At 67.0% G+C, this 23,040-nt stretch carries 22 protein-coding genes; 13 read left to right on the top strand and 9 right to left on the bottom strand.

Annotated elements, in window-relative coordinates:
* Positions 1 to 27 precede the first annotated feature (27 nt).
* From nth to VPH43_RS12160, 4 genes are all read right to left on the bottom strand, one after another.
* Positions 28 to 675, bottom strand: coding sequence for an endonuclease III (gene nth, locus VPH43_RS12175; RefSeq protein WP_328577973.1), 648 nt, complete (start codon positions 673 to 675; stop codon positions 28 to 30).
* Complete coding sequence (rsxB, locus tag VPH43_RS12170) at positions 672 to 1,352, bottom strand: electron transport complex subunit RsxB (protein ID WP_328577972.1); 681 nt, start codon at positions 1,350 to 1,352, stop codon at positions 672 to 674. Before rsxB ends, nth begins: the two co-directional genes overlap by 4 nt.
* A 7-nt stretch (positions 1,353 to 1,359) precedes the next feature.
* Complete coding sequence (locus tag VPH43_RS12165) at positions 1,360 to 2,670, bottom strand: polyhydroxyalkanoate depolymerase (RefSeq protein WP_328577971.1); 1,311 nt, start codon at positions 2,668 to 2,670, stop codon at positions 1,360 to 1,362.
* A 230-nt stretch (positions 2,671 to 2,900) separates the two neighbouring features.
* The gene (locus VPH43_RS12160) at positions 2,901 to 4,097 is read right to left on the bottom strand and encodes an amino acid aminotransferase (RefSeq protein ID WP_328577970.1); all 1,197 of its coding nucleotides are present in this window, start codon (positions 4,095 to 4,097) and stop codon (positions 2,901 to 2,903) included.
* A gap of 106 nt (positions 4,098 to 4,203) precedes the next feature.
* On the opposite strand from VPH43_RS12160, the gene uvrB reads away from it, so the two are divergent.
* The 8 genes from uvrB to fdx all read left to right on the top strand — a co-directional run bounded on the left by uvrB (position 4,204) and on the right by fdx (position 11,935).
* Positions 4,204 to 6,318: an excinuclease ABC subunit UvrB gene (uvrB, locus tag VPH43_RS12155; protein ID WP_328577969.1), complete on the top strand. Its 2,115-nt coding sequence runs from the start codon at positions 4,204 to 4,206 to the stop codon at positions 6,316 to 6,318.
* Between the two features lie 203 nt (positions 6,319 to 6,521).
* Complete coding sequence (gene iscR / locus VPH43_RS12150; RefSeq protein WP_328577968.1) at positions 6,522 to 7,055, top strand: Fe-S cluster assembly transcriptional regulator IscR; 534 nt, start codon at positions 6,522 to 6,524, stop codon at positions 7,053 to 7,055.
* A gap of 70 nt (positions 7,056 to 7,125) precedes the next feature.
* Positions 7,126 to 8,346, top strand: a complete 1,221-nt coding sequence (locus VPH43_RS12145) for an IscS subfamily cysteine desulfurase (RefSeq protein ID WP_328577967.1) — start codon at positions 7,126 to 7,128, stop codon at positions 8,344 to 8,346.
* 21 nt (positions 8,347 to 8,367) lie between these two features.
* On the top strand, positions 8,368 to 8,781 hold the full coding sequence (gene iscU, locus VPH43_RS12140; RefSeq protein ID WP_328577966.1) for a Fe-S cluster assembly scaffold IscU: 414 nt from the start codon (positions 8,368 to 8,370) through the stop codon (positions 8,779 to 8,781).
* Positions 8,782 to 8,786: 5 nt separating this feature from the next.
* A complete protein-coding gene (gene iscA, locus VPH43_RS12135; RefSeq protein WP_328577965.1) occupies positions 8,787 to 9,110 on the top strand; it encodes an iron-sulfur cluster assembly protein IscA in 324 nt (107 codons plus the stop codon).
* Between the two features lie 57 nt (positions 9,111 to 9,167).
* Positions 9,168 to 9,686, top strand: a complete 519-nt coding sequence (gene hscB, locus VPH43_RS12130; RefSeq protein WP_328577964.1) for a Fe-S protein assembly co-chaperone HscB — start codon at positions 9,168 to 9,170, stop codon at positions 9,684 to 9,686.
* A 42-nt stretch (positions 9,687 to 9,728) separates the two neighbouring features.
* A complete protein-coding gene (gene hscA, locus VPH43_RS12125; protein WP_328577963.1) occupies positions 9,729 to 11,585 on the top strand; it encodes a Fe-S protein assembly chaperone HscA in 1,857 nt (618 codons plus the stop codon).
* 11 nt (positions 11,586 to 11,596) lie between these two features.
* Complete coding sequence (fdx, locus tag VPH43_RS12120; protein WP_328577962.1) at positions 11,597 to 11,935, top strand: ISC system 2Fe-2S type ferredoxin; 339 nt, start codon at positions 11,597 to 11,599, stop codon at positions 11,933 to 11,935.
* 144 nt (positions 11,936 to 12,079) lie between these two features.
* Here fdx and VPH43_RS12115 read toward each other — a convergent pair whose 3' ends face one another.
* The 5 genes from VPH43_RS12115 to VPH43_RS12095 all read right to left on the bottom strand — a co-directional run bounded on the left by VPH43_RS12115 (position 12,080) and on the right by VPH43_RS12095 (position 16,380).
* Positions 12,080 to 12,880 (bottom strand): ABC transporter ATP-binding protein, encoded by an 801-nt coding sequence (locus VPH43_RS12115; RefSeq protein WP_328577961.1) that lies wholly within the window; start codon positions 12,878 to 12,880, stop codon positions 12,080 to 12,082.
* Between the two features lie 14 nt (positions 12,881 to 12,894).
* The gene (gene ntrB, locus VPH43_RS12110) at positions 12,895 to 13,815 is read right to left on the bottom strand and encodes a nitrate ABC transporter permease (RefSeq protein ID WP_328577960.1); all 921 of its coding nucleotides are present in this window, start codon (positions 13,813 to 13,815) and stop codon (positions 12,895 to 12,897) included.
* Positions 13,816 to 13,826: 11 nt separating this feature from the next.
* Positions 13,827 to 15,074, bottom strand: a complete 1,248-nt coding sequence (locus tag VPH43_RS12105) for a CmpA/NrtA family ABC transporter substrate-binding protein (RefSeq protein WP_328577959.1) — start codon at positions 15,072 to 15,074, stop codon at positions 13,827 to 13,829.
* A 243-nt stretch (positions 15,075 to 15,317) separates the two neighbouring features.
* Positions 15,318 to 15,950, bottom strand: a complete 633-nt coding sequence (locus VPH43_RS12100) for an ANTAR domain-containing response regulator (RefSeq protein WP_328577958.1) — start codon at positions 15,948 to 15,950, stop codon at positions 15,318 to 15,320.
* Between the two features lie 148 nt (positions 15,951 to 16,098).
* Positions 16,099 to 16,380 carry a hypothetical protein gene (locus VPH43_RS12095; protein ID WP_328577957.1) on the bottom strand — a complete coding sequence of 94 codons (282 nt, stop codon included), beginning with the start codon at positions 16,378 to 16,380 and terminating at the stop codon, positions 16,099 to 16,101.
* 191 nt (positions 16,381 to 16,571) lie between these two features.
* Between VPH43_RS12095 and tsaD the strand changes: the two genes are divergently transcribed.
* The 5 genes from tsaD (at position 16,572) to pnp (ending at position 23,035) form a co-directional block, all read left to right on the top strand.
* Entirely contained in the window at positions 16,572 to 17,603 is a 1,032-nt protein-coding gene (gene tsaD / locus VPH43_RS12090; protein WP_328577956.1) for a tRNA (adenosine(37)-N6)-threonylcarbamoyltransferase complex transferase subunit TsaD, read from the top strand.
* A gap of 68 nt (positions 17,604 to 17,671) precedes the next feature.
* On the top strand, positions 17,672 to 18,964 hold the full coding sequence (locus VPH43_RS12085; protein ID WP_328577955.1) for a branched-chain amino acid ABC transporter substrate-binding protein: 1,293 nt from the start codon (positions 17,672 to 17,674) through the stop codon (positions 18,962 to 18,964).
* Positions 18,965 to 18,969: 5 nt separating this feature from the next.
* Positions 18,970 to 20,121: a pyridoxal phosphate-dependent aminotransferase gene (locus VPH43_RS12080; RefSeq protein ID WP_328578251.1), complete on the top strand. Its 1,152-nt coding sequence runs from the start codon at positions 18,970 to 18,972 to the stop codon at positions 20,119 to 20,121.
* A 140-nt stretch (positions 20,122 to 20,261) separates the two neighbouring features.
* On the top strand, positions 20,262 to 20,531 hold the full coding sequence (rpsO, locus tag VPH43_RS12075; protein ID WP_328577954.1) for a 30S ribosomal protein S15: 270 nt from the start codon (positions 20,262 to 20,264) through the stop codon (positions 20,529 to 20,531).
* Positions 20,532 to 20,743: 212 nt separating this feature from the next.
* Entirely contained in the window at positions 20,744 to 23,035 is a 2,292-nt protein-coding gene (gene pnp / locus VPH43_RS12070) for a polyribonucleotide nucleotidyltransferase (RefSeq protein WP_328577953.1), read from the top strand.
* Positions 23,036 to 23,040: the final 5 nt, after the last annotated feature.

Here is a 23,040-nt window from a genome sequence, read left to right as displayed (position 1 = left end):
AAGGGATGCGGTGCGGCAGTATGCAGCTCACTCGTCGGCTTCAGGCTGCACCAGCGGGAAGCTGTCGCACCAGCGGCTGACAGCGCATTGCAGGCACAGCGGCTTGCGCGCCTGGCAGATGTAGCGGCCGTGGAGGATGAGCCAATGGTGCGCATCGGCGCGGTAAGGGCCGGGCACGCGTTGCTCCAGCTTGAGCTCCACCTCGTAGGGTGTGTTGCCCGGCGCCAGGCCGGTGCGATTGCTCACGCGGAACACATGGGTGTCCACTGCGAAGGTCGGCTCGCCGAAAGCCACGTTGAGCACCACGTTGGCTGTCTTGCGGCCCACGCCGGGCAGCGCCTCCAGCGCTTCACGCGTTCGCGGCACTTGCCCACCGTGCTGCTCGATCAGGATGCGGCAGGTGGCCAGCAGGTTCTTCGCCTTGTTGCGGTACAGGCCGATGGTCTTGATGTACTCCGCGAGCCGCTCCTCGCCCAACGCAAGGATCTTGGCCGGCGTGTTGGCCACCGGGAACAGCCGCCGGGTGGCCTTGTTCACGCCCACGTCGGTGGCCTGGGCGGACAACAGCACCGCGGCCAGCAGCTCGAACACGCTGGTGTATTCGAGCTCGCTGGTGGGCTGCGGGTTGGCGGCCCTCAGCGTGGCGAAAAAGGGTTCGACGTCCTCGCGTTTCATCCGACATTGCGCTGCGCGCGGGCGCGCGCGAGGGCCGCTTCGACGATGCTGCGCTTGCGCTCCAGCGTGGCGGGGTCGGTGATGGCGGATGCCTGTGCGAGGTCGGCCAGCTTGGCTTGGGCCTTGGCGGCCAGGCGTTCGTTGTTCTCGCGTTTGTCGCGCTCCAGGCGGACCTGGCGGAAGGCATAACGCGCGCGGGCCTGGTCCGCGTGCGGCTGGCTCCACGCGGACCAGCCGGTGCGCTGCGGCTCCACTGTCACCAGCTCGATGCAGTCCACCGGGCAGGCCGGAATGCAGAGTTCGCAGCCGGTGCATTGGTCGGGCACCACGGTGTGCATCTGCTTGGGTGCGCCCACGATGCAGTCCACCGGGCAGGCCTTGATGCACAGGGTGCAGCCGATGCACCAGCTCTCGTCGATGAGCGCCAGCCGCAACGGGCCTTCGGTGCCGTGTTCCGGGTTCAGTGGCAACACGGGCCGGCCCGTCAGCGCAGCCAGCCGGGCCACGCCTTCGGCGCCGCCGGGCGGGCACTGGTTGATCTGCGCCGCCCCGCGAGCCACCGCGTCGGCATAGGCGCGGCAGTCGGGATAGCCGCAGCGTGTGCACTGCGTCTGGGGCAGGGCCGCGTCGATCGCGGCGGCCAGGGAGTCGAGTGTGGGATCAGCGGTGGCGGGCACCGCCGGATTATCCCTTTGCCTTGCGCGCGGTTGCCTTGCGTGCGGTGCGCGGCGCCGTGGCAGCCCGCTCGCCGTCACCCGCGTGGTGGCGGGCGATGAAGTCACGCACTTCGGGGTAGACCTTCTCGCGCCAGCGGCGGCCGGAGAAGATGCCGTAGTGGCCGGCGCCCACCACGTCGTAGTGGAACTGGCGGTCCTTGGGGATGCCGGTGCACAGCCCGTGCGCGGCCTTGGTCTGGCCCGCGCCGGAAATGTCGTCCAGCTCGCCTTCAATGGTGAGCAGGGCGGTGCTCTCGATGTCCTGCGGGCGCACCAGCTCGCCGCTCACCTGCCAGGTGCCGTTGACCAGCGCGAAGTCCTGGAACACCGTCTTGATGGTGTCCAGGTAGTACTCGGCCGGCATGTCCAGCACGGCGTTGTATTCGTCGTAGAACTGGCGGTGCCCTTCGGCGCTGTCCTCGTCACCGCGCACCAGGTCCAGGAAGTAGTCGTAGTGCGAGCTGAGGTGGCGGTCCGGGTTCATGGCCACGAAGCCGGTGTGCTGCAGGAAGCCCGGGTACACACGGCGCGTGGCGCCGGGGTAGTTCGGCGGCACGCGGTAGATCACGTTGTTCTCGAACCACTCGTAGCTCTTGTTCATCGCCAGGTTGTTCACCGCAGTGGGCGACTTGCGGGCGTCGATCGGGCCACCCATCATGGTCATGGTCTGCGGCGTCGGCTCGCCGCGGCTGGCCATCAGCGAGATGGCCGCCAGCACCGGCACGGTCGGCTGGCACACCGAGATCACATGGGCATCGGCGCCGATGTGGCGGATGAACTCCTGCACGTACTGGACGTAGTCGTCCAGGTGGAAGGGGCCGTCCTCCACCGGCACCATGCGGGCGTCGGTCCAGTCGGTGATGTAGACCTTGTGGTCCTGCAGCAGGCTCTTGACCGTGTCGCGCAGCAAGGTGGCGTGGTGGCCGGACAGCGGCGCCACCACAAGCACGGTGGGCTGCCCTTTCATCAGGTCCAGCGCCGCGGCGTCGTCGGTGAAGCGCTTGAAGCGCAGCAGACGGCAGAAGGGCTTGTTCAGCGCCACCTGCTCCTGCACCGCCACCGGCGTGCCGCCTACCACGGCGGAGGTGATCCCGAATTGCGGCTTCTCGTATTCCTTGGCCAGCCGGTGCACGAGGTCGAACCCGGCGGAGATACGCTGGGCCATCGGCGTGTGGGTGAACGGCGACAGCGGGTGGTTGTACAGCTTGGACGACGCGCTGGCGAACTCAGCGAACGGGGCCATCAGGGCGCGCTGGGTTTCGTAAAGCTGATACAGCATGAACAGACTCTTGTGGCAGGAGGAATCGAATATCGCACGAAGTTTTGTGCAGTGCAACAAACATCTTTACCGGTCAATCGTGCCGGTATGCGGCTCTGCACCATAGCGAGAAAACACGTATCGAACGGGTGTTCTTTTCGTGAACAGTGCCGCTGCGGCGCGCCTTTTGAAGCAAAGGCAATAAAAAAGCCCGGCAGGCGCCGGGCTTGGTGAGAACGGTTCGCTCGCTCTCAGAGCACCTTGGCGATGGCCGCCACCACCGCGTCGATGTTGCGGCTGTTGAGCGCGGCAACGCAGATGCGGCCGGAATCCACGCCGTACACGCCGAACTCATTGCGCAGGCGCTCCATCTGTGCCTTGTTCAGGCCCGAATAACTGAACATGCCCTTCTGGCGGCCGATGAAGCCGAAGTCCTGCTGCACGCCGGCGGCGGCCAGCTTGTTCACCAGCTCCTCGCGCATCAGCTTGATGCGCACACGCATACCGGCCAGCTCCTCCTCCCACATCTTGCGCAGCGCGGGCGTGTTCAGCACCGTGGCCACCACCTCGGCGCCATGCGTGGGCGGGTTGGAGTAGTTGGTGCGGATCACGATCTTCAGCTGGCTGAGCACACGGGCTGCGTCTTCCTTGGTGGCGCACACCACGCTCAGGGCGCCCACCCGTTCGCCATAGAGCGAGAAGCTCTTGGAGAATGAGGTGGAGACGAAGAAGTCGATGCCCGCGGCGAGGAATTGCTGGATCACGGCGCCGTCTTCGGCAATGCCCTCGCCGAAGCCCTGGTAGGCCATGTCCAGGAAGGCCACCAGCCCGCGTGCCTTGACCGCGGCCACCACCTGCGTCCACTGCTCGGTGGTGATGTCATAACCGGTGGGGTTGTGGCAGCAGGCATGCAGCACCACCACCGTGCCGGCGGGGGCCGCGTTCAGGGCGCCCAGCATGCCGTCGAAGTCCACGCCGCGGCGGGCCGCGTCGTAATAGGGGTAGCTGGTGACGGTGAAGCCGGCGTTGGTGAACAGCGCGCGGTGGTTCTCCCAGCTCGGGTCACTGATCAGCACCTGCGCTTCCGGGTTCAGGCGGTGCAGGAAATCCGCGCCCACCTTCAGGCCGCCGGTGCCGCCCAGGGCCTGCACGGTGGCCACGCGGCCGCTGCGCACCGCTTCGCTGTCGGCGCCGAAGACCAGGCCTTGCACCGCCTTGTCATAGGCGGCGATGCCGTCGATCGGCAGGTAGCCACGCGGCTTGGGCGCTTCCTGCATCTGTTTTTCCGCCGCAGCCACGCAGGCCAGCAGCGGCAGCTTGCCGTTGTCGTCGTAGTAGACGCCCACGCCCAGGTTCACCTTGGCAGGGTTGGGGTCGGCGTTGAACTGCTCGTTCAGACCCAGGATCGGGTCGCGCGGGGCCATCTGGACAGCGTCGAACAACGACATGGAGGCTCTTTCTGAAGGGAGGGTGAGGCGGGAGCGCCGGTTGCGATAACCTGAAGGGTTCGCTGCCGGCACGGCATCGATTTTATGTGACCCCAGGGAAATCCCCATGCCAGATCGTTCGGATGTCATGCAGGAAGTGGTAGCGGAGGCGCCCCAGGGCGAGTTCATCAGCTATCCGGATTCGCCGTTCCAGCTGTTCCAGCCGTATCCGCCCGCGGGCGACCAGCCGACCGCCATCACCAAATTGGTGGAAGGGCTGCGTGACGGCCTGAGCTTCCAGACGCTGCTGGGCGTCACCGGCTCGGGCAAGACCTTCACCATGGCCAACGTGATCGCGCAAATGGGCCGCCCGGCCATCGTGTTCGCGCCCAACAAGACGTTGGCCGCCCAGCTGTACAGCGAATTCCGCGAGTTCTTTCCGAAGAACGCGGTGGAGTACTTCGTCAGCTACTACGACTACTACCAGCCGGAAGCCTACGTCCCGCAGCGCGACCTGTTCATCGAGAAGGACAGCTCGATCAACGAGCACATCGAGCAGATGCGGCTGTCGGCCACCAAGAGCATCCTCGAGCGCCGCGACGTGGTGATCGTGGCCACCGTGAGCGCGATCTACGGCATCGGCAAGCCGGAGGACTACACCCAGATGCGGCTCATCGTGCGGGTGGGCGACAAGGTCGGCCAACGCGACCTGATCGCCCAGCTGATCACCATGCAGTACACCCGCAACGAGATCGATTTCTCGCGCGGCAGTTTCCGGGTGCGCGGCGACACCATCGACATCTTCCCGGCCGAACACTCGGAGTTGGCGATCCGCATCGAGCTGTTCGACGACGAGATCGAGTCGCTCTCCCTGCTGGACCCGCTGACCGGCCGCATCCGGCAGAAGGTGCCGCGTTTCGTGGTGTACCCGTCCAGCCACTACGTCACGCCGCGCGGCCAGGTGGTGCGCGCCATCGAGACCATCAAGGAAGAGCTGCGCTGGCGCTTGGATGAATTCGTCAAGGCCGGCAAGCTGGTGGAGGCCCAGCGCCTGGAGCAGCGCACCCGCTTCGATCTGGAGATGCTGCAGGAGGTGGGCCACTGCAAGGGCATCGAGAACTACACCCGGCACCTGTCAGGCGCGATGCCGGGCGACCCGCCGCCCACGCTGGTGGACTACCTGCCCAAGGACTCGCTGATGTTCCTGGACGAGAGCCATGTGCTCATCGGCCAGCTGGGCGGCATGTACAACGGCGACCGGGCGCGCAAGGAAGTGCTGGTGGAGTACGGTTTCCGCCTGCCCAGCGCCATGGACAACCGGCCGCTGAAGTTTGCCGAGTTCGAGAAGAAGATGCGCCAGGCGATCTTTGTCTCCGCCACGCCGGCCGCCTACGAGCAGGAGCATGCCGGCCAGGTGGTTGAGCAGTTGGTGCGGCCCACCGGGCTGATCGACCCGGAAGTGGAGGTGCGCCCGGCGACCCACCAGGTGGACGATGCGCTGCAGGAGATCCGCGAGCGGGTGAAGGTGAACGAGCGCGTGCTGATCACTACGCTGACCAAGCGCATGGCCGAGCAGCTCACCGATTACCTGTCGGAAAACGGGGTCAAAGTGCGCTACCTGCACTCCGACATCGACACCGTGGAGCGGGTGGAGATCATCCGCGACCTGCGGCTGGGCGCCTTCGACGTGCTGGTGGGCATCAACCTGCTGCGCGAGGGGCTGGACATCCCGGAGGTGTCGCTGGTGGCCATCCTGGACGCGGACAAGGAAGGCTTCCTGCGCGCCGAGCGCAGCCTGATCCAGACCATCGGCCGGGCGGCGCGCAACCTCAACGGCAAGGCCATCCTTTATGGCGACCGGATCACGGATTCCATGCGGCGCGCGATCGACGAGACGGAGCGCCGCCGCGCCAAGCAGATCGCCCACAACCTGGCCCAGGGCATCACGCCGCGCAGTATCACCAAGCAGATCAAGGAAATGATCGACGGGGTGGTGAGCCAGCAGGACGACCGCAGCAAGCTCAAGCACATGGAAGAGGCGGCGCAGGTCGAGGCCATGTCGGAGAAGGATCTCGGCAAGCGGATCAAACAGCTGGAAAAGCAGATGCTGGACCACGCCCGCAACCTGGAATTCGAACAGGCTGCGCGGGTACGCGACCAGCTGGCGCTGCTGCGGGAGCAGGCGTTCGGCGCGCCGGGGCACGACGTCAATGTGCTGCCGATCGGCGGGAAAGCGGCCTGAACGCGACGCGGCGGACCCGCTGGGAACTTCCTCGGGTAATCCCGACCAAACTGGTCGGCTTCATGTATAATTGAGTAAATCGCTCGGGAACTCACAAGGGTAATCGAGCGAGGGTTTACCCGGTTACCGCCGGTCCCGGCGGACATGTGGCCCCAGATTGGTCCGTGTTTGCTGCGCTGCCGCTTTGGCGAGAAGGAGAAGTTATGCGTTTGACCACCAAAGGCCGTTTTGCCGTCACCGCCATGATCGACTTGGCGCTGCGCTCGCATTCCGGGCCGGTCGCCCTGGCCGCCATCAGCCAGCGCCAGCAGATCTCGTTGTCCTACCTGGAGCAGCTGTTCGGCAAGCTGCGCCGCCATGAGCTGGTGGAAAGCACCCGCGGCCCGGGCGGCGGCTATTCGCTGGGCCGCAAGGCCGAGGACATCACCGTCGCCGACATCATCGTCGCCGTGGACGAGGCGCTGGACGCCACCGGCTGCGGCGGCAAGGAAAACTGCATGGGCGACGACACCGGCCGCTGCATGACGCACGACCTGTGGACCAGCCTGAACAACAAGATGATCGAGTACCTCGACTCCATCTCGCTGAAGAAGCTGGTGGACGACCAGCTCGCCCGTGGCGTCTCGGTGGAAGAAGCGCCCGTCAAGCGCGCGATTTCCAGCCAGCCGGTCGTCAAGCCGATCAAGGTGACCGCGCCGAACTCGGTGTTCGCCCTCGGCAACGCGTTCTCGAAGTGAAGGCCGCTGCGGGCGTTAGCCGCCCGCAGCGCCTGTGCACATCTGCCCGTCTGAAGAAGCCTGTTTCGACATGGACATGACCCCGCACTTCCCGATCTACATGGACTACGGCGCCACCACGCCGGTCGACCCGCGCGTGGTCGATGTGATGATTCCCTGGCTGCGCGAACACTTCGGCAACCCGGCTTCACGCAGCCATGCCTGGGGCTGGGAGGCGGAAGAGGCGGTGGAGAAGGCGCGCACGCAGGTGGCCGAGCTGATCAACGCCGACCCGCGCGAGATCGTCTGGACCTCGGGGGCGACCGAATCCAACAACCTGGCGCTCAAGGGCGCGGCTCACTTCTACAAGAGCCGCGGCAAGCACCTGATCACGGTGAAGACGGAGCACAAGGCCGTGCTGGACACCATGCGCGAGCTGGAGCGCCAGGGCTTCGAGGTCACCTACCTCGAGGTGCAGGAAAACGGCCTGCTCGACCTGGACAAGTTCAAGGCGGCGCTGCGGCCCGACACCATCCTGGTGTCGGTGATGTTCGTGAACAACGAGATCGGCGTCATCCAGGACATCCCGGCCATCGGCGCGATGTGCCGCGAGCGCGGCATCATCTTCCACGTCGACGCGGCGCAGGCCACCGGCAAGGTGGCCATCGACATGAGCCAGCTGCCGATCGACCTGATGAGCCTGGCCTCGCACAAGACCTACGGCCCCAAGGGCATCGGCGCGCTGTACGTGCGGCGCAAGCCCCGGGTGCGCCTGGAGGCGCAGATGCACGGCGGCGGCCATGAGCGCGGCATGCGCTCCGGCACCTTGCCCACGCACCAGATCATCGGCATGGGCGAGGCCTTCCGCATCGCCAAGGAAGAGATGGGCGTGGAGAGCGAGCGCATCCGCATGCTGCAGCAGAAGCTGCTGCGCGGCCTCTCCGACATCGAGCAGGTGTTCATCAACGGCGACCTCGAGCGCCGTGTACCGCACAACGTGAACATCTCGTTCAACTACGTCGAGGGCGAGTCCTTGATCATGGGCGTCAAGGGCCTCGCCGTGTCCTCCGGGTCGGCCTGTACGTCGGCCAGCCTGGAGCCCAGTTATGTGCTGCGCGCCTTGGGCCGCAGCGACGAGCTGGCGCATTCGAGCCTGCGCATGACGATCGGCCGTTTCACGACGGAAGAAGAGATCGACTACGCCGTCTCGACGCTGAAGGACCGCGTGGCCAAGCTGCGCGAGCTCTCGCCGCTGTGGGAGATGTACAAGGACGGCGTGGACATCAGCGCGATCCAATGGACCGCGCATTGATGAAGGACCAGGAGTAGAAAAATGGCATACAGCGACAAGGTCATCGACCACTACGAAAACCCCCGCAACGTCGGCTCGTTCGACAAGAACGACGATTCCGTCGGCACCGGCATGGTGGGCGCTCCCGCCTGCGGCGACGTGATGAAGCTGCAGATCAAGGTGAACCCCAGGACCGGCCTGATCGAGGACGCCAAGTTCAAGACCTACGGCTGCGGCTCCGCCATCGCATCCAGCTCGCTCGTCACTGAGTGGGTGAAGGGCAAGTCGCTGGACGAAGCGCTGACGATCAAGAACACCAAGATCGCCGAAGAGCTGGCGCTGCCGCCGGTGAAGATCCACTGCTCCATCCTGGCCGAGGACGCCATCAAGGCGGCGGTGCAGGACTACAAGGCCAAGGCGGGTGCCACCGCCAGCGCCGGGGAAACCGTGCAGTGAGCGCCATGGCAGTCACGTTGACGGAGGCTGCCGCCCGCCACGTCTCGCGCTACATCGCCAAGCGTGGCAAGGGGGTCGGTGTGCGCCTGGGCGTCAAGACCACCGGCTGTTCCGGCCTGGCCTACAAGCTGGAATATGCCGATGAAGTGGCGCCCGAAGACCATGTGTTCGAAGGCCACGGCGTGAAGATCCTGGTGGATCCGAAGAGCCTGCCCTACATCGACGGCACGCAGCTGGACTTCGTGCGCGAGGGCCTCAACGAAGGCTTCAAGTTCCACAACCCCCGCGAGAAGGACCGCTGCGGTTGCGGCGAGTCGTTCCGCGTCTGATCACCTCACTCCGTTGAAGGCGCGGCCCAACAGCCGCGCCTTTTTCATGCCACCACCGTGAAACTCGACGACGACGACTTCACCCTGTTCGGCCTTCCGCGCCGGTTCGCGCTGGACCGTGCGCAGCTGGACGCGTCGTGGCGTGCGCTGCAGAACCGGGTGCACCCTGACAAGTTCGCCGCCGAGGGCGCGGCCGCCCAGCGGCTGGCGATGCAATGGGCCGTGCGGGTGAACGAGGCCTACCAGCGCCTGCGCGACCCGCTCAAGCGCGCCGCCCTGCTGTGCGAGCTGGGCGGCGCGCCGATCCAGGCCGAGAACAACACCGCCATGCCGCCGGCTTTCCTCATGCAGCAGATGGAATGGCGGGAAACGCTAGAGGATGCCGAGGGCGTTCAGGCGGTGCAGGCGCTGGACGAAAGCATCGCCCGCGAAGAAGCCGCGCTGTTCGAACACGTGCGCCAGGCGCTGGACGAACGCCATGACGCCGCGGCCGCCTCGAGCGTGGTGAGAGCCCTCATGTTCGTTGCACGCTTTCGCTCCGACATCGACCATCGCCTGGAGGCACTGGGACAATGACGGCCATGCATTCCCGCATCCCTATAACGCGCCTGTACTGACATGGCCCTGCTGCAGATCTCCGAGCCGGGCCAGGCGCCCGACCCTCACCAGCGCCGCATCGCGGTGGGCATCGACCTGGGCACCACCCATTCGCTGGTCGCCGCGGTGCGCCACGGCGTGCCGGAATGTCTGCCCGATGGGCAGGGGCGCGTGCTGCTACCCTCCATCGTGCGCTACCTGGAAGGCCAGGGGCGCCAGATCGGCTTCGATGCGCAAGTGACCCAGGCCGAGGATTCGGAAAACACCATCGTCTCGGTCAAGCGTTTCATGGGCCGCGGCCTGAACGACATCGGCGAGCGCGACAAGCTGCCCTACCGCTTCGTGGACCAGCCCGGCATGGTGGGCATCGCCACCCGCCAGGGCGTGAAGTCGCCGGTGGAGGTGTCGGCCGAGATCCTGGCCACCTTGCGCTACCGGGCGGAGGACAGCTTCGACGACGAGCTGTTCGGCGCCGTCATCACGGTGCCCGCCTACTTCGACGATGCACAGCGCCAGGCCACCAAGGACGCGGCGCAGCTCGCCGGGCTGAAGGTGCTGCGCCTGCTGAATGAGCCGACTGCCGCCGCGGTGGCCTACGGCCTGGACCATGGCAGCGAAGGCCTCTACGCCGTCTTCGACCTCGGCGGCGGCACCTTCGACATCTCGCTGCTGCGCCTGTCGCGCGGCGTGTTCGAGGTGGTCGCCACCGGTGGTGATGCCGCGCTGGGTGGCGACGATTTCGACCAGGCCCTGGCGGACTGGGCGCTGGCCCAGGCCGGCGTGCAGGTGGCCGGCCCGCAGGACAAGCGCACCGTGCTGGTGGCTGCCCGCGCGGCCAAGGAGGCCTTGACCGCCAACCCCCATGCCGAGCTGCGTTGCCGCATCGCCGGGCGCGACATCGCCGTGGCCGTGTCGCGCGAGCGGTTTGATGAGCTCACCCGTCACCTGGTGGAGCGCACGCTCCAGAGCGTGAAGCGCGTGCTGCGCGATGCCAAGGTGCGGCGCGACGAGGTGCAGGGCGTGGTGATGGTGGGTGGCTCCACCCGCATGCCGGCCATCCAGGCGGCCGTGGGCGAGTTCTTCGATCGCAAGCCGCTGAACGACCTGAACCCCGACGAAGTGGTGGCGCTGGGCGCGGCGCTGCAGGCCAACCAGCTGGCCGGCAACAACGCCGAAGGCGGCCTGCTGCTGCTGGACGTGATTCCGCTGTCCCTGGGCCTGGAGACCATGGGCGGGCTGGTGGAGCGCATCATCGAGCGCAACACCACCATCCCGACCGCCAAGGCGCAGGACTTCACCACCTTCAAGGACGGCCAGACTGCGATGGCGCTGCACGTGGTGCAGGGCGAACGCGAGCTGGTGTCCGACTGCCGTTCACTGGCGCGTTTCGAGCTGCGCGGCATTCCGCCCTTGGTGGCTGGTGCCGCCCGCATCCGCGTCACCTTCGAGGTGGACGCCGACGGCCTGCTCAACGTGTCGGCGCGCGAGCAGACCTCCGGCGTGGAGGCGGCCATCGTCGTCAAACCCAGTTATGGCCTGGGCGACGAGGACATCGCCCGCATGCTGAAGGAAGGGTTTGCCAGCGCCGAAGGCGACATGGCCGCGCGTGCGCTGCGCGAGGCGCGGGTGGAAGCCGAGCGCATGCTGCTGGCCACCCAGTCCGCCCTGGCCGCCGATGGCGACCTGCTTGTCGCCGGCGAGCGGGCACAGATCGAGGCGTTGGCCCAGGCGCTGGCCGAGACGGCTCGGGGTGACGACCACACCGCGATCAACGCCGCCGTCGAAGCGCTGGCCAGGGGCACCGAGGCCTTTGCCGCCGAACGAATGAACCGCGGCATCCGCAGCGCCCTCGCGGGCCGCAATGTCCGAGAAGTCTGAGGAAAGCTTAAGTGCCCGTCATCAAGATCCTGCCGCATGCCGAGTACTGCCCCCAGGGCGCCACGGTGGAGGCGCCTGCCGGCACCTCCATCTGCGAAGCCCTGCTGGAGCACGCCATCCCGATCGAGCATGCCTGCGAGATGAGCTGCGCCTGCACCACCTGCCACGTGGTGGTGCGTGAGGGCTTCAACTCCCTGGGCGAGATGGACGAGAGCGAAGAAGACCTGCTGGACCGCGCCTGGGGCCTGGAGCCCACCTCCCGCCTGTCATGCCAGGCCATCCTGTCGAACCAGGATGTGACGGTGGAGATTCCCAAGTACTCCATCAACCACGCGAAAGAGAACCACTGAAGAAAAAAAGCCTCCCCGCCTTGCGGCGGAGAGGCTGGACGAAAGAGCTGGCCCGCGGGCTCGCCCTGCTGAGGAGATAGACAAGACACCGCACGCGATGTCGCAACGCCTCTCGCAAGGCTCGTGCCAGCGGCAGCGCGATGCTCAGGCGGCCGCCTTCTCCGTGTAGCCGTGGCGGGTGTACAAAAAGTCGAGCACCTGCTTGCGGTGGTGCACATAGGTGCTGTTTTCGGCCAGTTCCACCCGGCTGCGCGGCCGGGGCAACTCGACCTTCAACACCTCCCCGATCGTGGCCGCCGGCCCGTTGGTCATCATCACGATGCGGTCGGACAGCAGCACCGCCTCGTCCACGTCGTGCGTCACCATGATCACCGTGCTGCGGGTGCGGGCCACGATCTTCAGCAGTTCGTCCTGCAGGTGGGCGCGGGTCAGGGCGTCCAGCGCGCCGAAAGGCTCGTCCATCAGCAGCACCTTCGGTTCCATCGCCAGCGCGCGCGCGATACCCACACGCTGCTTCATGCCGCCGGAGATTTCATGGGGCCGTTTCTGGGCCGCATGCCCCATTCCCACCAGTTCCAGCGCCGCTTCGGTGCGCAGCCTGAGCTTGACCTTGGGTTCGCCGCCGCCGAACACCCGCTCCACGGCCAGGTAGACGTTGTCGAAGCAGGTCAACCAGGGCAGCAGCGAATGGTTCTGGAACACCACCGCGCGCTCGGGCCCGGGCGCCGCGATCTCGCGGTTGTCGCACAGCAGCGCACCGCTGGTGGGCACCAGCAGGCCGGCCACCAGGTTCAGCAGCGTCGACTTGCCGCAGCCGGAGTGCCCGATCAGCGTGACGAACTCGCCGCGCGCCACCGACAGGTGGATGTCGCACAAGGCATGGAAGCGGCCCTTGCGCGTGTCGAACACCATTTCGGCGCCTTGCACTTGAATGAAGTTGTCCATCGTGGTGCTCCGGTTCAGTCGTCGAAGGAGAAACGTTTTGCGATGCTGACCAGCAGCGCTTCCAGCAGCAGGCCCACGATGCCGATCACGAAGATCGCGATGAGGATGTGAGGCACGTTGAGGTTGTTCCACTCGTCCCACACCCAGAAGCCGATGCCCACACCACCGGTCAGCATCTCGGCCGCCACGATCACCAGCCAGGCGGTGCCCACCGACAGGCGTACGCCGGTCAGCATGTAGGGCAGCACGGCCGGCAGCAGGATCTTGGTCATCACGCTCCACTCGCTCAGCTTGAGCACGCGCGCCACGTTCAGGTAGTCCTGCGGCACGCGCTGCACGCCCACGGCGGTGTTGATCACCATCGGCCAGATCGAGCAGATGAAGATGGTCCAGATGGCGGCCGGGTTGGCCGACTTGAACACCAGCAGCCCGATCGGCAGCCACGCCAATGGCGACACCGGCCGCAGCAGGCTGATCAGCGGCGACACCATGCGGTTGAGGAAACCGAAGCGGCCGATCATGAAGCCGGCCGGGATGCCGACCAGCGCCGCGAGGCCGAAGCCCAGGGCGACGCGCTGCAGCGAGTTGAGGATGTTCCAGCCGATGCCCTGGTCGTTCGGGCCGCGGCGGTAGAACGGGTCGCTGAACAGCTTGACGGCGGCATCGAAGGTGGCCGCCGGTGTGGGGAACGAGGCGCTGTTCATCGTGAGCAGCGCCCACACACCGATGAGCAGCCCGATGCCGATCACCGGCGGCAGCACCACCAGCCACAGGCCGCGCCAGTCGAACGGCAGGCGGGCAGGGCGGTGCGGCACCGGCGCGGCCGCGGCAGTGGCGTTGGCGGCTGCCGCCGCCGGCTTGGCGGGCGCCTTGCCGGCCGATGTGTCGGGCCCGTCGGCGGTGCCGAGCGGGGAATGGAAGACTGCACTCACCATGGTCCGCTCCTTCAGGCCTTGATCTTGAAGCTGTCGGCGTACTTCGCCGGGTCCTTGCCGTCCCAGGTGATGCCGTCGATCAGCTTGCTGCTGCGCATCGCATCCTTCGGCGCGCTGATCTTCATGGCCGAGGCCACCTGGCGGTACAGGTCCACCTGGTTGATCTGCTTGGCCAGGCCCAGGTAATCGGGGTGCTCCTTGATCAGGCCCCAGCGCTTGTGCTGCGTGAGGAACCACATGCCGTCGGACAGGTACGGGAAGTTCACCGCGCCGTCGTTGAAGAACTTCATGTGGTTGGGGTCGTCCCAGGTCTTGCCCAGGCCGTTCTGGTAGCGGCCGAGAATGCGCTGGTTGATCGCGTCCACGCTGGTGTTGACGTACGCCTTGTCGGCCACGGTTTCGGCCATCTTCATCTTGTTCGACAGGTTGGTGTCGATCCAGCGGCCGGCTTCCAGCACGGCCATCATCACGGCGCGCGCTGTGTTGGGGTACTTCTTGACGAAGTCGCCGGTGGTGCCGAGCACCTTTTCGGGATGGTCCTTCCAGACGTCCTGCGTGGTCACCGCGGTGATGCCGATGCCGTCCATGATGGCGCGGTGGCCCCAGGGCTCGCCGACGCAGTAGCCGTCCATGTTGCCCACGCGCATGTTGGCCACCATCTGGGGTGGCGGCACGGTGATCACCTTGGCGTCCTTCATCGGGTCGACCCCATAGGTGGCCAGCCAGTAGTACAGCCACATCGCATGCGTGCCGGTGGGGAAGGTCTGGGCGAAGGTGTAGTCCCGCTTGTCGCCGGCCATCACCTTGGCCAGCGATGCACCGTCCACCGCGCCCTTGTCGGCCAGCTTCTTCGACAGGGTGATCGCCTGGCCGTTGTTGTTCAGCGTCATCAGCACCGCCATGTCCTTCTTCGGCCCCGCGATGCCCAGGTGCACGCCATAGACCAGGCCGTACAGCACATGCGCCATGTCCAGCTCGCCATTGACCAGCTTGTCGCGCACGCCGGCCCAGGACGCTTCCTTGGTGGGGATGATCTTCACGCCGTACTTCTTGTCGAAGCCCAGCACCGAGGCCATCACCACCGAGGCGCAGTCGGTCAGCGGGATGAAGCCGATGCGCACCTCCTCCTTCTCCGGCTTGTCGGAGCCGGCGGCGTACACGACGGATTGAAGGCCGGGCAGCAGCCCGGCGGCGCCGGTGGCGGCGGCGGCCTTGATGAGGGTGCGGCGTGCCATGTCGGTGGGTCCTGATGCGTTCATGTGCGTCTCGTTCACGTTGCGCAGAAAACAAAAAGGCGTCCTCACAGTCGCATGCGTGCATGCGGTGTGGGGACGCCGTCGTCCTCGTGCGCGAGCCGCCGTCCTTGGCAGTTCATGCACGCTGGTGAAGAAGATCGCCGTTGATCTCTCGGGCCGATGGAACGCAAGCCGTGTGCCAGCGGTCAGCCGCCTGGAACCGCCAGCGCCGCACCAAAGCGCAGCCTGGGCGCGCCGAAACAGTGCTCAGCTCAGCAAATGGGCGACGTCGATGATGCGCTGGGCCACGTCGGCCAGCTTCAGGCCCTTGTCCATCGCCGTCTTGCGCAGGCGCGCATAGGCCTCGGCCTCGGCGATGCCGTGGCGCTGCATCAGCAGGCCCTTGGCACGCTCGATCAGCTTGCGCTCGTTGAGCTGCAGTCGGGCGTCGGCCAGCTCGCGCCGCATCGCCTCCTCGTGCTGGAAGCGCGCCATGGCCACGTCCAGCACCGGCTTGATGCGCTCGGCGCCCAGGCCGGCCACCACGTAGGCGGTGACGCCGGCTGCGATGGCCGCGCCCACGTGGGAGGTGTCTTCATCGTCGGTGAACAGCACCACCGGCCGGCGCGCGTCGCGCGTGGCCATCACCACATGCTCCAGCGTGTCGCGCGCCTGGCTCTCGGCGTCCACGATGATCATGTCGGGCTGGATCTGCGCCAGCCGGTCCGGCAGGAACACGTCGGCCGGCAGCACCGCCACGATGTTGTAGCCGTTCTCCAGCAAGCCGATGCGCAGGGACCGCGAGCGCTCGGCCTCCCACCAGGCCGTCACGTCGGCCGGATCGGGCGACAGCGATTCCGGCGCGATGATGACGATGCGAAGAGAGCTGGCGGCGGACATGCCGCAGCATTGAGCAACATCTGCGCCAAGGCGCCGATGTCGTGGGGGGGAGGTGGGGCTTGGTCAGCGTCGCGCTGACCTGGGGGGTGCGAGGGGCGCGGCGTGATCTGAGCGTGGAACCCGGGGGCGCCCGGCCGCGCGGGACGTGTCAGCGCGTGTGCGCGTCTTCGGGTTCGTTCTGGAAGGTGCGGCGCAGCCAGCCGCTGAAGCCCGACAGCGGGGTGCGCGGGGCTTCGCGCTCGCACAGCAGTCCGCGGTCTGCCAGCATCTGCAGGAAGCTGCGCACCTCCATGCGGGTGGCGCCGCTCGTCGCCATCAGCTGCTGCGTCGACACGAAGCGGTGCGACATGTCGCTCAGCATGCGACGGTAGCTGGTGCGATGGAACGGGGCCGGAAGATCCGGCCAGGCGGAAAGCTTGTACTCTTTCATGGACCCCAACGTGTCGGGCCGCCGCATGTGACGCGGGGCAGCCCTGTATTTCTTGTGCAGGGGGCGTAGGGTAGCTGCGCCACCGGTCCGCCGCAATGGTCTGCGCCCTCTACAGGGAAAACACTCATATCAAGTCGTGCAGTCATGCAAGCTTCGGGCCTACGTGTGACACGGTGTTTAAACTTCCGCACATGAATGTGCTCGGCATCGAGTCCTCCTGTGACGAAACCGGTGTGGCCCTGGTCCAGGTCACCGGTGGCGCGGTGCCCCGCCTGCGGGCCCAGGCACTGCACAGCCAGATCGACATGCACCAGGCCTATGGCGGCGTGGTGCCGGAGCTCGCCTCGCGCGACCACATCCGCCGTGTGCTGCCCCTGACCCGCGAGGTGCTCGCCCAGGCCGGCTGCACGCTGGACGAGATCGACCTGGTGGCCTTCACCCGCGGCCCTGGGCTGGCCGGCGCACTGCTGGTGGGCGCAGGGGTGGCCTGTGCGCTGGCGGCGGCGCTGGGCAAGCCGACGCTCGGCGTGCACCACCTCGAGGGCCATCTGCTGTCGCCGTTTCTGTCCGCGGACCCGCCGGAGTTTCCTTTCGTGGCGCTGCTGGTGTCCGGCGGCCACACCCAGCTGATGCGGGTGGACGACGTGGGCCGCTATGAGCTGCTCGGCGAGACGATCGACGACGCCGCCGGCGAGGCCTTCGACAAGTCGGCCAAGCTGATGGGGCTGGGTTACCCCGGCGGGCCGGCGCTGGCCCGGCTGGCGGAGCAGGGGCGGGCGGACGCCTTTGCGTTGCCGCGGCCGCTGCTGCACACCGGCAACCTCGACTTCTCCTTCGCCGGGCTCAAGACCGCGGTGATGACCCAGTTCAAGCGCCTGCCCGAGCCGGTGCAGCCGGCGCAGCTGGCCGATCTGGCGGCGTCCACCCAGGCGGCCATCGTCGAGGTGCTGGTGCGCAAGGCGATGGCGGCCGTGCGCGCCAGTGGCCTGAAGCGACTGGTGATCGCCGGCGGCGTGGGGGCCAATGCCGAGCTTCGGCGCCAGCTGAACCGGGCCTGCGAGAAGGCCGGCGTGCGGGTGCACTACCCGGAGCTCAGCCTGTGCACCGACAACGGCGCCATGATCGCCCTGGCCGCCGCCATGCGGGTGCAGCGGGGTCGCGCCACGCCCACCCAGGATTACGCCTTCGACGTACGGCCGCGCTGGGACCTGGCCGCGGCCTGACTCCCTACAATCACCCGCTCCGCGCCGCTTGGATCAAAGCGGCGTTTTTCATGGCTTGGACCTCGCAAATGAATTCCCCTGTTCAACGCCCGCGCCGGGTGTGGCTCGGCTGGCTGTGCGGCGCGCTGCTCGCTGGCGCCGTTGCCCAGGCACCCGCGGCACCCGCCGAGCCGGTGCGCCTGGCGGTGATCGAAGGCCTGTCCGGCAGCTTTGCCAATGCCGGTGACGCGGTGGCGCGCAACCTCGTCTGGGCGGTGGAGCGGGTGAACCAGCGTGGCGGCGTGCAGTTGCCCGGCGGCGCCCGCCAGCTGGAGCTGGTGCGCATGGACAGCAAGGGCAACACCGAGGAGGCCTTGTCGCTGCTGCGTGGCGCACTGGACCAGCACATCGCCTTCGTGATGCAGGGCAACAGCTCGGCCACGGCCGCGGCGCTGGTGGATGCCTTGAACAAGCACAACGAGCGCGAGCCCGGCCGGCGGGCGCTGTTCCTCAACTATTCGGCGGTGGACCCGGCGCTCACCAACGACAAGTGCAGCTTCTGGCACTTCCGCTTCGACGCCCATGCCGACATGCGCCTGGCGGCCCTGACCGACGTGCTGCGCGACGACACCCGCGTGAAGAAGGTCTACCTGATTGGGCAAGACTACAGCTTTGGCCAGTACGTGGTGAAAAAGGCCCACGAGATGATCCAGGCCAAGCGCCCGGACATCGAGATCGTGGGCGAGGAGCTCCACCCCATGGGCCGGGTGAAGGACTTTTTGCCCTATGCCACCAAGATCCGCGCCAGCGGGGCGCAGGCCGTGCTCACCGGCAACTGGGGCAACGACCTCACTTTCCTCGTCAAGGCGGTGAAGGAGCTGGGGTTGGGCGTCAAGTTCTATACCTTCTATGGCAATGCGCTCGGTGTGCCGGCCGCGCTGGGGGATGCCGGCGTCGGCTCGGTGCTGGCCGTGGCGGAATGGCATCCCAATGCGGGCGGCAAGGCGTCCGATGCGTTCTATGCGTCCTTCCGCCAGCGCTTCCCGGAGCCGCGCGACGACTACGTGCACGCGCGCATGCAGGCCATGGTGGAGATGCTGGTGGCAGCCATGGAGAAAGCACGCAGCACCGACCCGGTGGCCGTGGCGCGTGCGCTCGAGGGCATGAGGTTCGACGCCCAGCACCTGGGCGGCTTCCACGCCGGCGTGATGCGCGCGGCCGATCACCAGTTCCTCCAGCCGCTGTATGTGAGCGTGATGCAGCGCGCCGGCACGCCTGGCGTGCGTTTCGACAGCGAAGGCTCCGGCTACGGTTTTCGCACCGTTCGGCGCTTCGACATCGCCGAGCCGGCCCACGGCTGCCGCATGGTGCGCCCCGAGTGATGGGCTTGCGCACCACCATCGCCCACCTGCCCGGATCGAAGATCCGCGAAGTCGCCAATGCGGGCCTGCAGCGCGGCGGCGACGTGCTGGCCTTCTGGTTTGGCGAAAGCGACGAAGTGACGCCGGCGCCGGTGCGCCAGGCCGCCGCCGATTCCCTAGCGCGGGGAGAAACGTTCTACTCGCACAACCTGGGTCTGGCCGAGTTGCGGGCCGCGCTGGCCGACTACACGGCGACGCTCCACCCCGCGGTGGCTGCCGATCGCATCGCCGTCACCTCCTCGGGTGTCAGCGGCCTGATGATCGCGAGCCAGCTGCTGGTGGGCCCGGGCGACGAGGTGGTGGCGGTGGTGCCGGTGTGGCCCAACATCGCCGCCCAGCCGGCCATCCTGGGCGCCCAGGTGCGGCGCATCGCGCTCAAGCCCGTGCACGGCGCCTGGACGCTGGACCTGCAGGCCCTGCTGCACGCTGTGACACCGGGCACCCGGGTGCTGCTGCTCAACGCACCCAACAACCCCACCGGCTGGACGCTGACCCGCAGCGAGCAGCAGGCCATCCTGGACCATTGCCGGCGCACCGGCACCTGGATCGTCGCCGACGAGGTGTACGAGCGGCTCTACTTCGCCGGGACGGGGGCTGCCCCGAGCTTCCTGGACCTGGCCTCCGCCGACGACCGGGTGATTGTCACCCACAGCTTCTCCAAGAGCTTCCTCATGACGGGCTGGCGGCTGGGGTGGCTGGTGCTCCCGGCGGGCCTGTGCGATGCCGCGGGCAAGCTGATCGAGTTCAACAGCTCCTGTGCACCCGTGTTCGTGCAGCGCGGTGGGCTGGCGGCCCTGGCCGAGGCGGACAGCTCCGTTCCGGCGCTGGTGCAGCACCTGAAGCGCTGCCGCGATCTCCTGGTGGCCGGCTTGCAAGCGGTGCCCGGAGTCGAAGTGGCTTCGCCGGCCGGGGGCATGTATGCCTTCTTCCGCCTGGCGGGCGAAAACGACTCGCTGGCGCTGGCCAAGCGCCTGGTGCTGGACCATGGGCTGGGCCTGGCGCCCGGCGCCGCCTTCGGGCCGGAGGGTGAGGGTTGGCTGCGCTGGTGTTTCGCCTCGCGGCAGCTGGGGCGGCTGGAGCAGGGCCTGGGCCGGCTTCGAACGGCGCTTGGGCTATAATCCGCCGGTTCTGCGTGGCCGAAACGCCATTGCGGAGCAAATAGCACGGCATGGGTCGGTTTCACCCGTGACCGCAAGTGGCAACCGAGACCGCACCCGGCGCAGCCGGCCATGCGCGTTCTCACACAGAGGAAACTCTCATGGCAGTGGCTGACCTGAACAAGGCCGACATCATCAAGGCGAACGCCCGTGGCGCCGCCGATACCGGCTCCCCGGAAGTGCAAGTTGCGCTTCTCACCGCTCGCATCAACGAGCTCACCCCCCACTTCAAGCTCCATCTGAAGGATCACCACGGCCGCCGTGGCCTGCTGAAGATGGTCAACCAGCGCAAGCGCCTGCTGTCCTACCTGAAGGACAAGGACGCCGACCGCTACACCGCGCTGATCCAGAAACTGGGCCTGCGCAAGTAAGCACGGTATGAGCACGAAGAGCCTGTCTGCCCGATGCGCAGCACAGGCTCTTTGTCTTTAGGAGCCGCATCCGTTCCAGGCAGTGCTGTGTCATTCCACCGTCGCCACGTGCTGGCCACACTGGAATGGCATCCCGCCTGCAAGGGTGCCGAGCGCTCCGAGCCTCAAGACGCAGGCTTCAACAGCGTCGGACAACATACGGAGAGACGAACATGAGCATGTTCAACAAAGTCACCAAGACCTTCCAGTGGGGCAACCACAAGGTCACGATGGAAACCGGCGAGATCGCCCGCCAGTCCACCGGCGCCGTGCTGGTCGACATCGAAGGCACCGTGGTGCTGGCCACCGTGGTGGCGCGCACCGAAGCCAAACCCGGCCAGGACTTCTTCCCCCTGACGGTGGACTACATCGAGAAGACCTACGCTGCCGGCAAGATCCCGGGCAGCTTCTTCAAGCGTGAAGGCCGCCCGAGCGAACTCGAAACGCTGACCAGCCGCCTGATCGACCGCCCGATCCGCCCGCTGTTCCCGGAAGGCTTCTTCAACGAAGTGCAGATCGTCGTCCACGTGATGTCGCTCAACCCGGAAGTGCAGGCCGACATCGCCGCGCTGATCGCGTCCAGCGCCGCGCTGTCCGTCTCCGGCATCCCGTTCAACGGCCCGATTGGCGCCGCCCGCGTGGGCTACATCAACGGCGAATACGTGCTGAACCCCGGCAAGACCGAGCTAACCAACAGCAAGCTCGACCTCGTGGTCGCCGGCACCGAAGCCGCCGTGCTGATGGTGGAATCCGAAGCCGACCAGCTGAGCGAAGAAGTGATGCTGGGCGCCGTGGTCTATGGCCATGAGCAGGGCAACATCGCCATCAACGCCATCCATGAGCTGGTGCGTGACGCTGGCAAACCCACCTGGGACTGGCAGGCGCCCGCGAAGGACGAGTCGTTCATCGGCAAGGTGACCGCGCTGGCCGAGGAGAAGCTGCGTGCCGCCTACCAGATCCGCTCCAAGCAGGCTCGCACGCAAGCCACCCGCGAGGCTTACGCTGCCGTCAAGGAAGCGCTCAAGGCCGAAGGCGCCGCCTTCGACGAAGTGAAGGTCGAAGGCCTGCTGTTCGACATCGAGGCGCGCATCGTGCGCAGCCAGATCCTCAGCGGCGAAGCCCGCATCGACGGCCGCGATACCCGCACCGTGCGCCCGATCGAGATCCGCACCGGCATCCTGCCGCGCACCCACGGCTCGGCGATCTTCACCCGCGGCGAAACCCAGGCCGTCGTGATCGCCACCCTGGGCACCGACCGCGACGCCCAGCGCATCGACGCGCTGGCCGGCGAGTTTGAAGAGCGCTTCATGCTGCACTACAACATGCCCCCGTTCGCCACCGGCGAAACCGGGCGCGTGGGCAGCCCCAAGCGGCGCGAGATCGGCCACGGCCGCCTGGCCAAGCGCGCCCTCGTGGCCGCGCTGCCGAGCAAGGAAGACTTCCCGTACTCCATCCGCGTGGTGTCCGAGATCACCGAATCCAACGGCTCCTCGTCGATGGCGTCGGTGTGCGGTGGCTGCCTGGCGCTGATGGACGCCGGCGTGCCGATGAAGGCCCACGTGGCCGGCATTGCCATGGGCCTGATCAAGGAAGGCAACCGCTTCGCGGTGCTGACCGACATCCTGGGTGACGAGGATCACCTCGGCGACATGGACTTCAAGGTGGCCGGCACGACCACCGGCGTGACCGCCCTGCAGATGGACATCAAGATCCAGGGCATCACCAAGGAGATCATGCAGGTGGCGCTGGCGCAGGCCAAGGAAGCCCGCCTGCACATCCTGGGCAAGATGGTCGAGGCCGTGGCCGGCGCCAGCGCCGAGGTGTCGGAGTTCGCCCCGCGCCTGTACACCATGAAGATCAATCCGGAGAAGATCCGCGACGTGATCGGCAAGGGCGGCTCCACCATCCGTGCGCTCACCGAAGAGACCGGCACCACCATCGACATCGGCGAGGACGGCACCATCACCATCGCCTCCACCGATGCCGACAAGGCGGCTTACGCCAAGAAGCGCATCGAGGAGATCACCGCCGAAGTGGAGATCGGCAAGGTCTACGAAGGCCCGATCACCAAGATCCTGGACTTCGGGGCGCTGGTGAACCTGCTGCCCGGCAAGGACGGCCTGCTGCACATCAGCCAGATTGCGCACGAGCGCGTCGAGAAGGTGACCGACTACCTGCAGGAAGGCCAGGTCATTCGCGTGAAGGTGCTGGAGACCGACGAAAAGGGCCGTGTCAAGCTGTCGATGAAGGCGCTGGCCGAGCGGCCGGAAGGCATGCCCGAGCGGGCCGAACGCAGCGACCGTGGCGACCGCGGCGACCGCCCCCCGCGTGGCGACCGTGGTGATCGCGGCGACCGTGGCGACCGCGGTGACCGCCCGCCGCGTGGTGAGCGTGCCGAGCGCCAGGAGCAGCGCCCGGCCGAAACGCCGTCCGACGCTGACGCCGAGCAGCAACAGCAGCAGTGAGGGCA

The organism is Ideonella sp. BN130291, assembly GCF_036231905.1.
Taxonomy (GTDB): domain Bacteria; phylum Pseudomonadota; class Gammaproteobacteria; order Burkholderiales; family Burkholderiaceae_C; genus CAMLIZ01.
The sequence above is the reverse complement of the archived record's forward strand: the minus strand, read 5'-3'. Positions and strand labels throughout refer to the sequence as shown.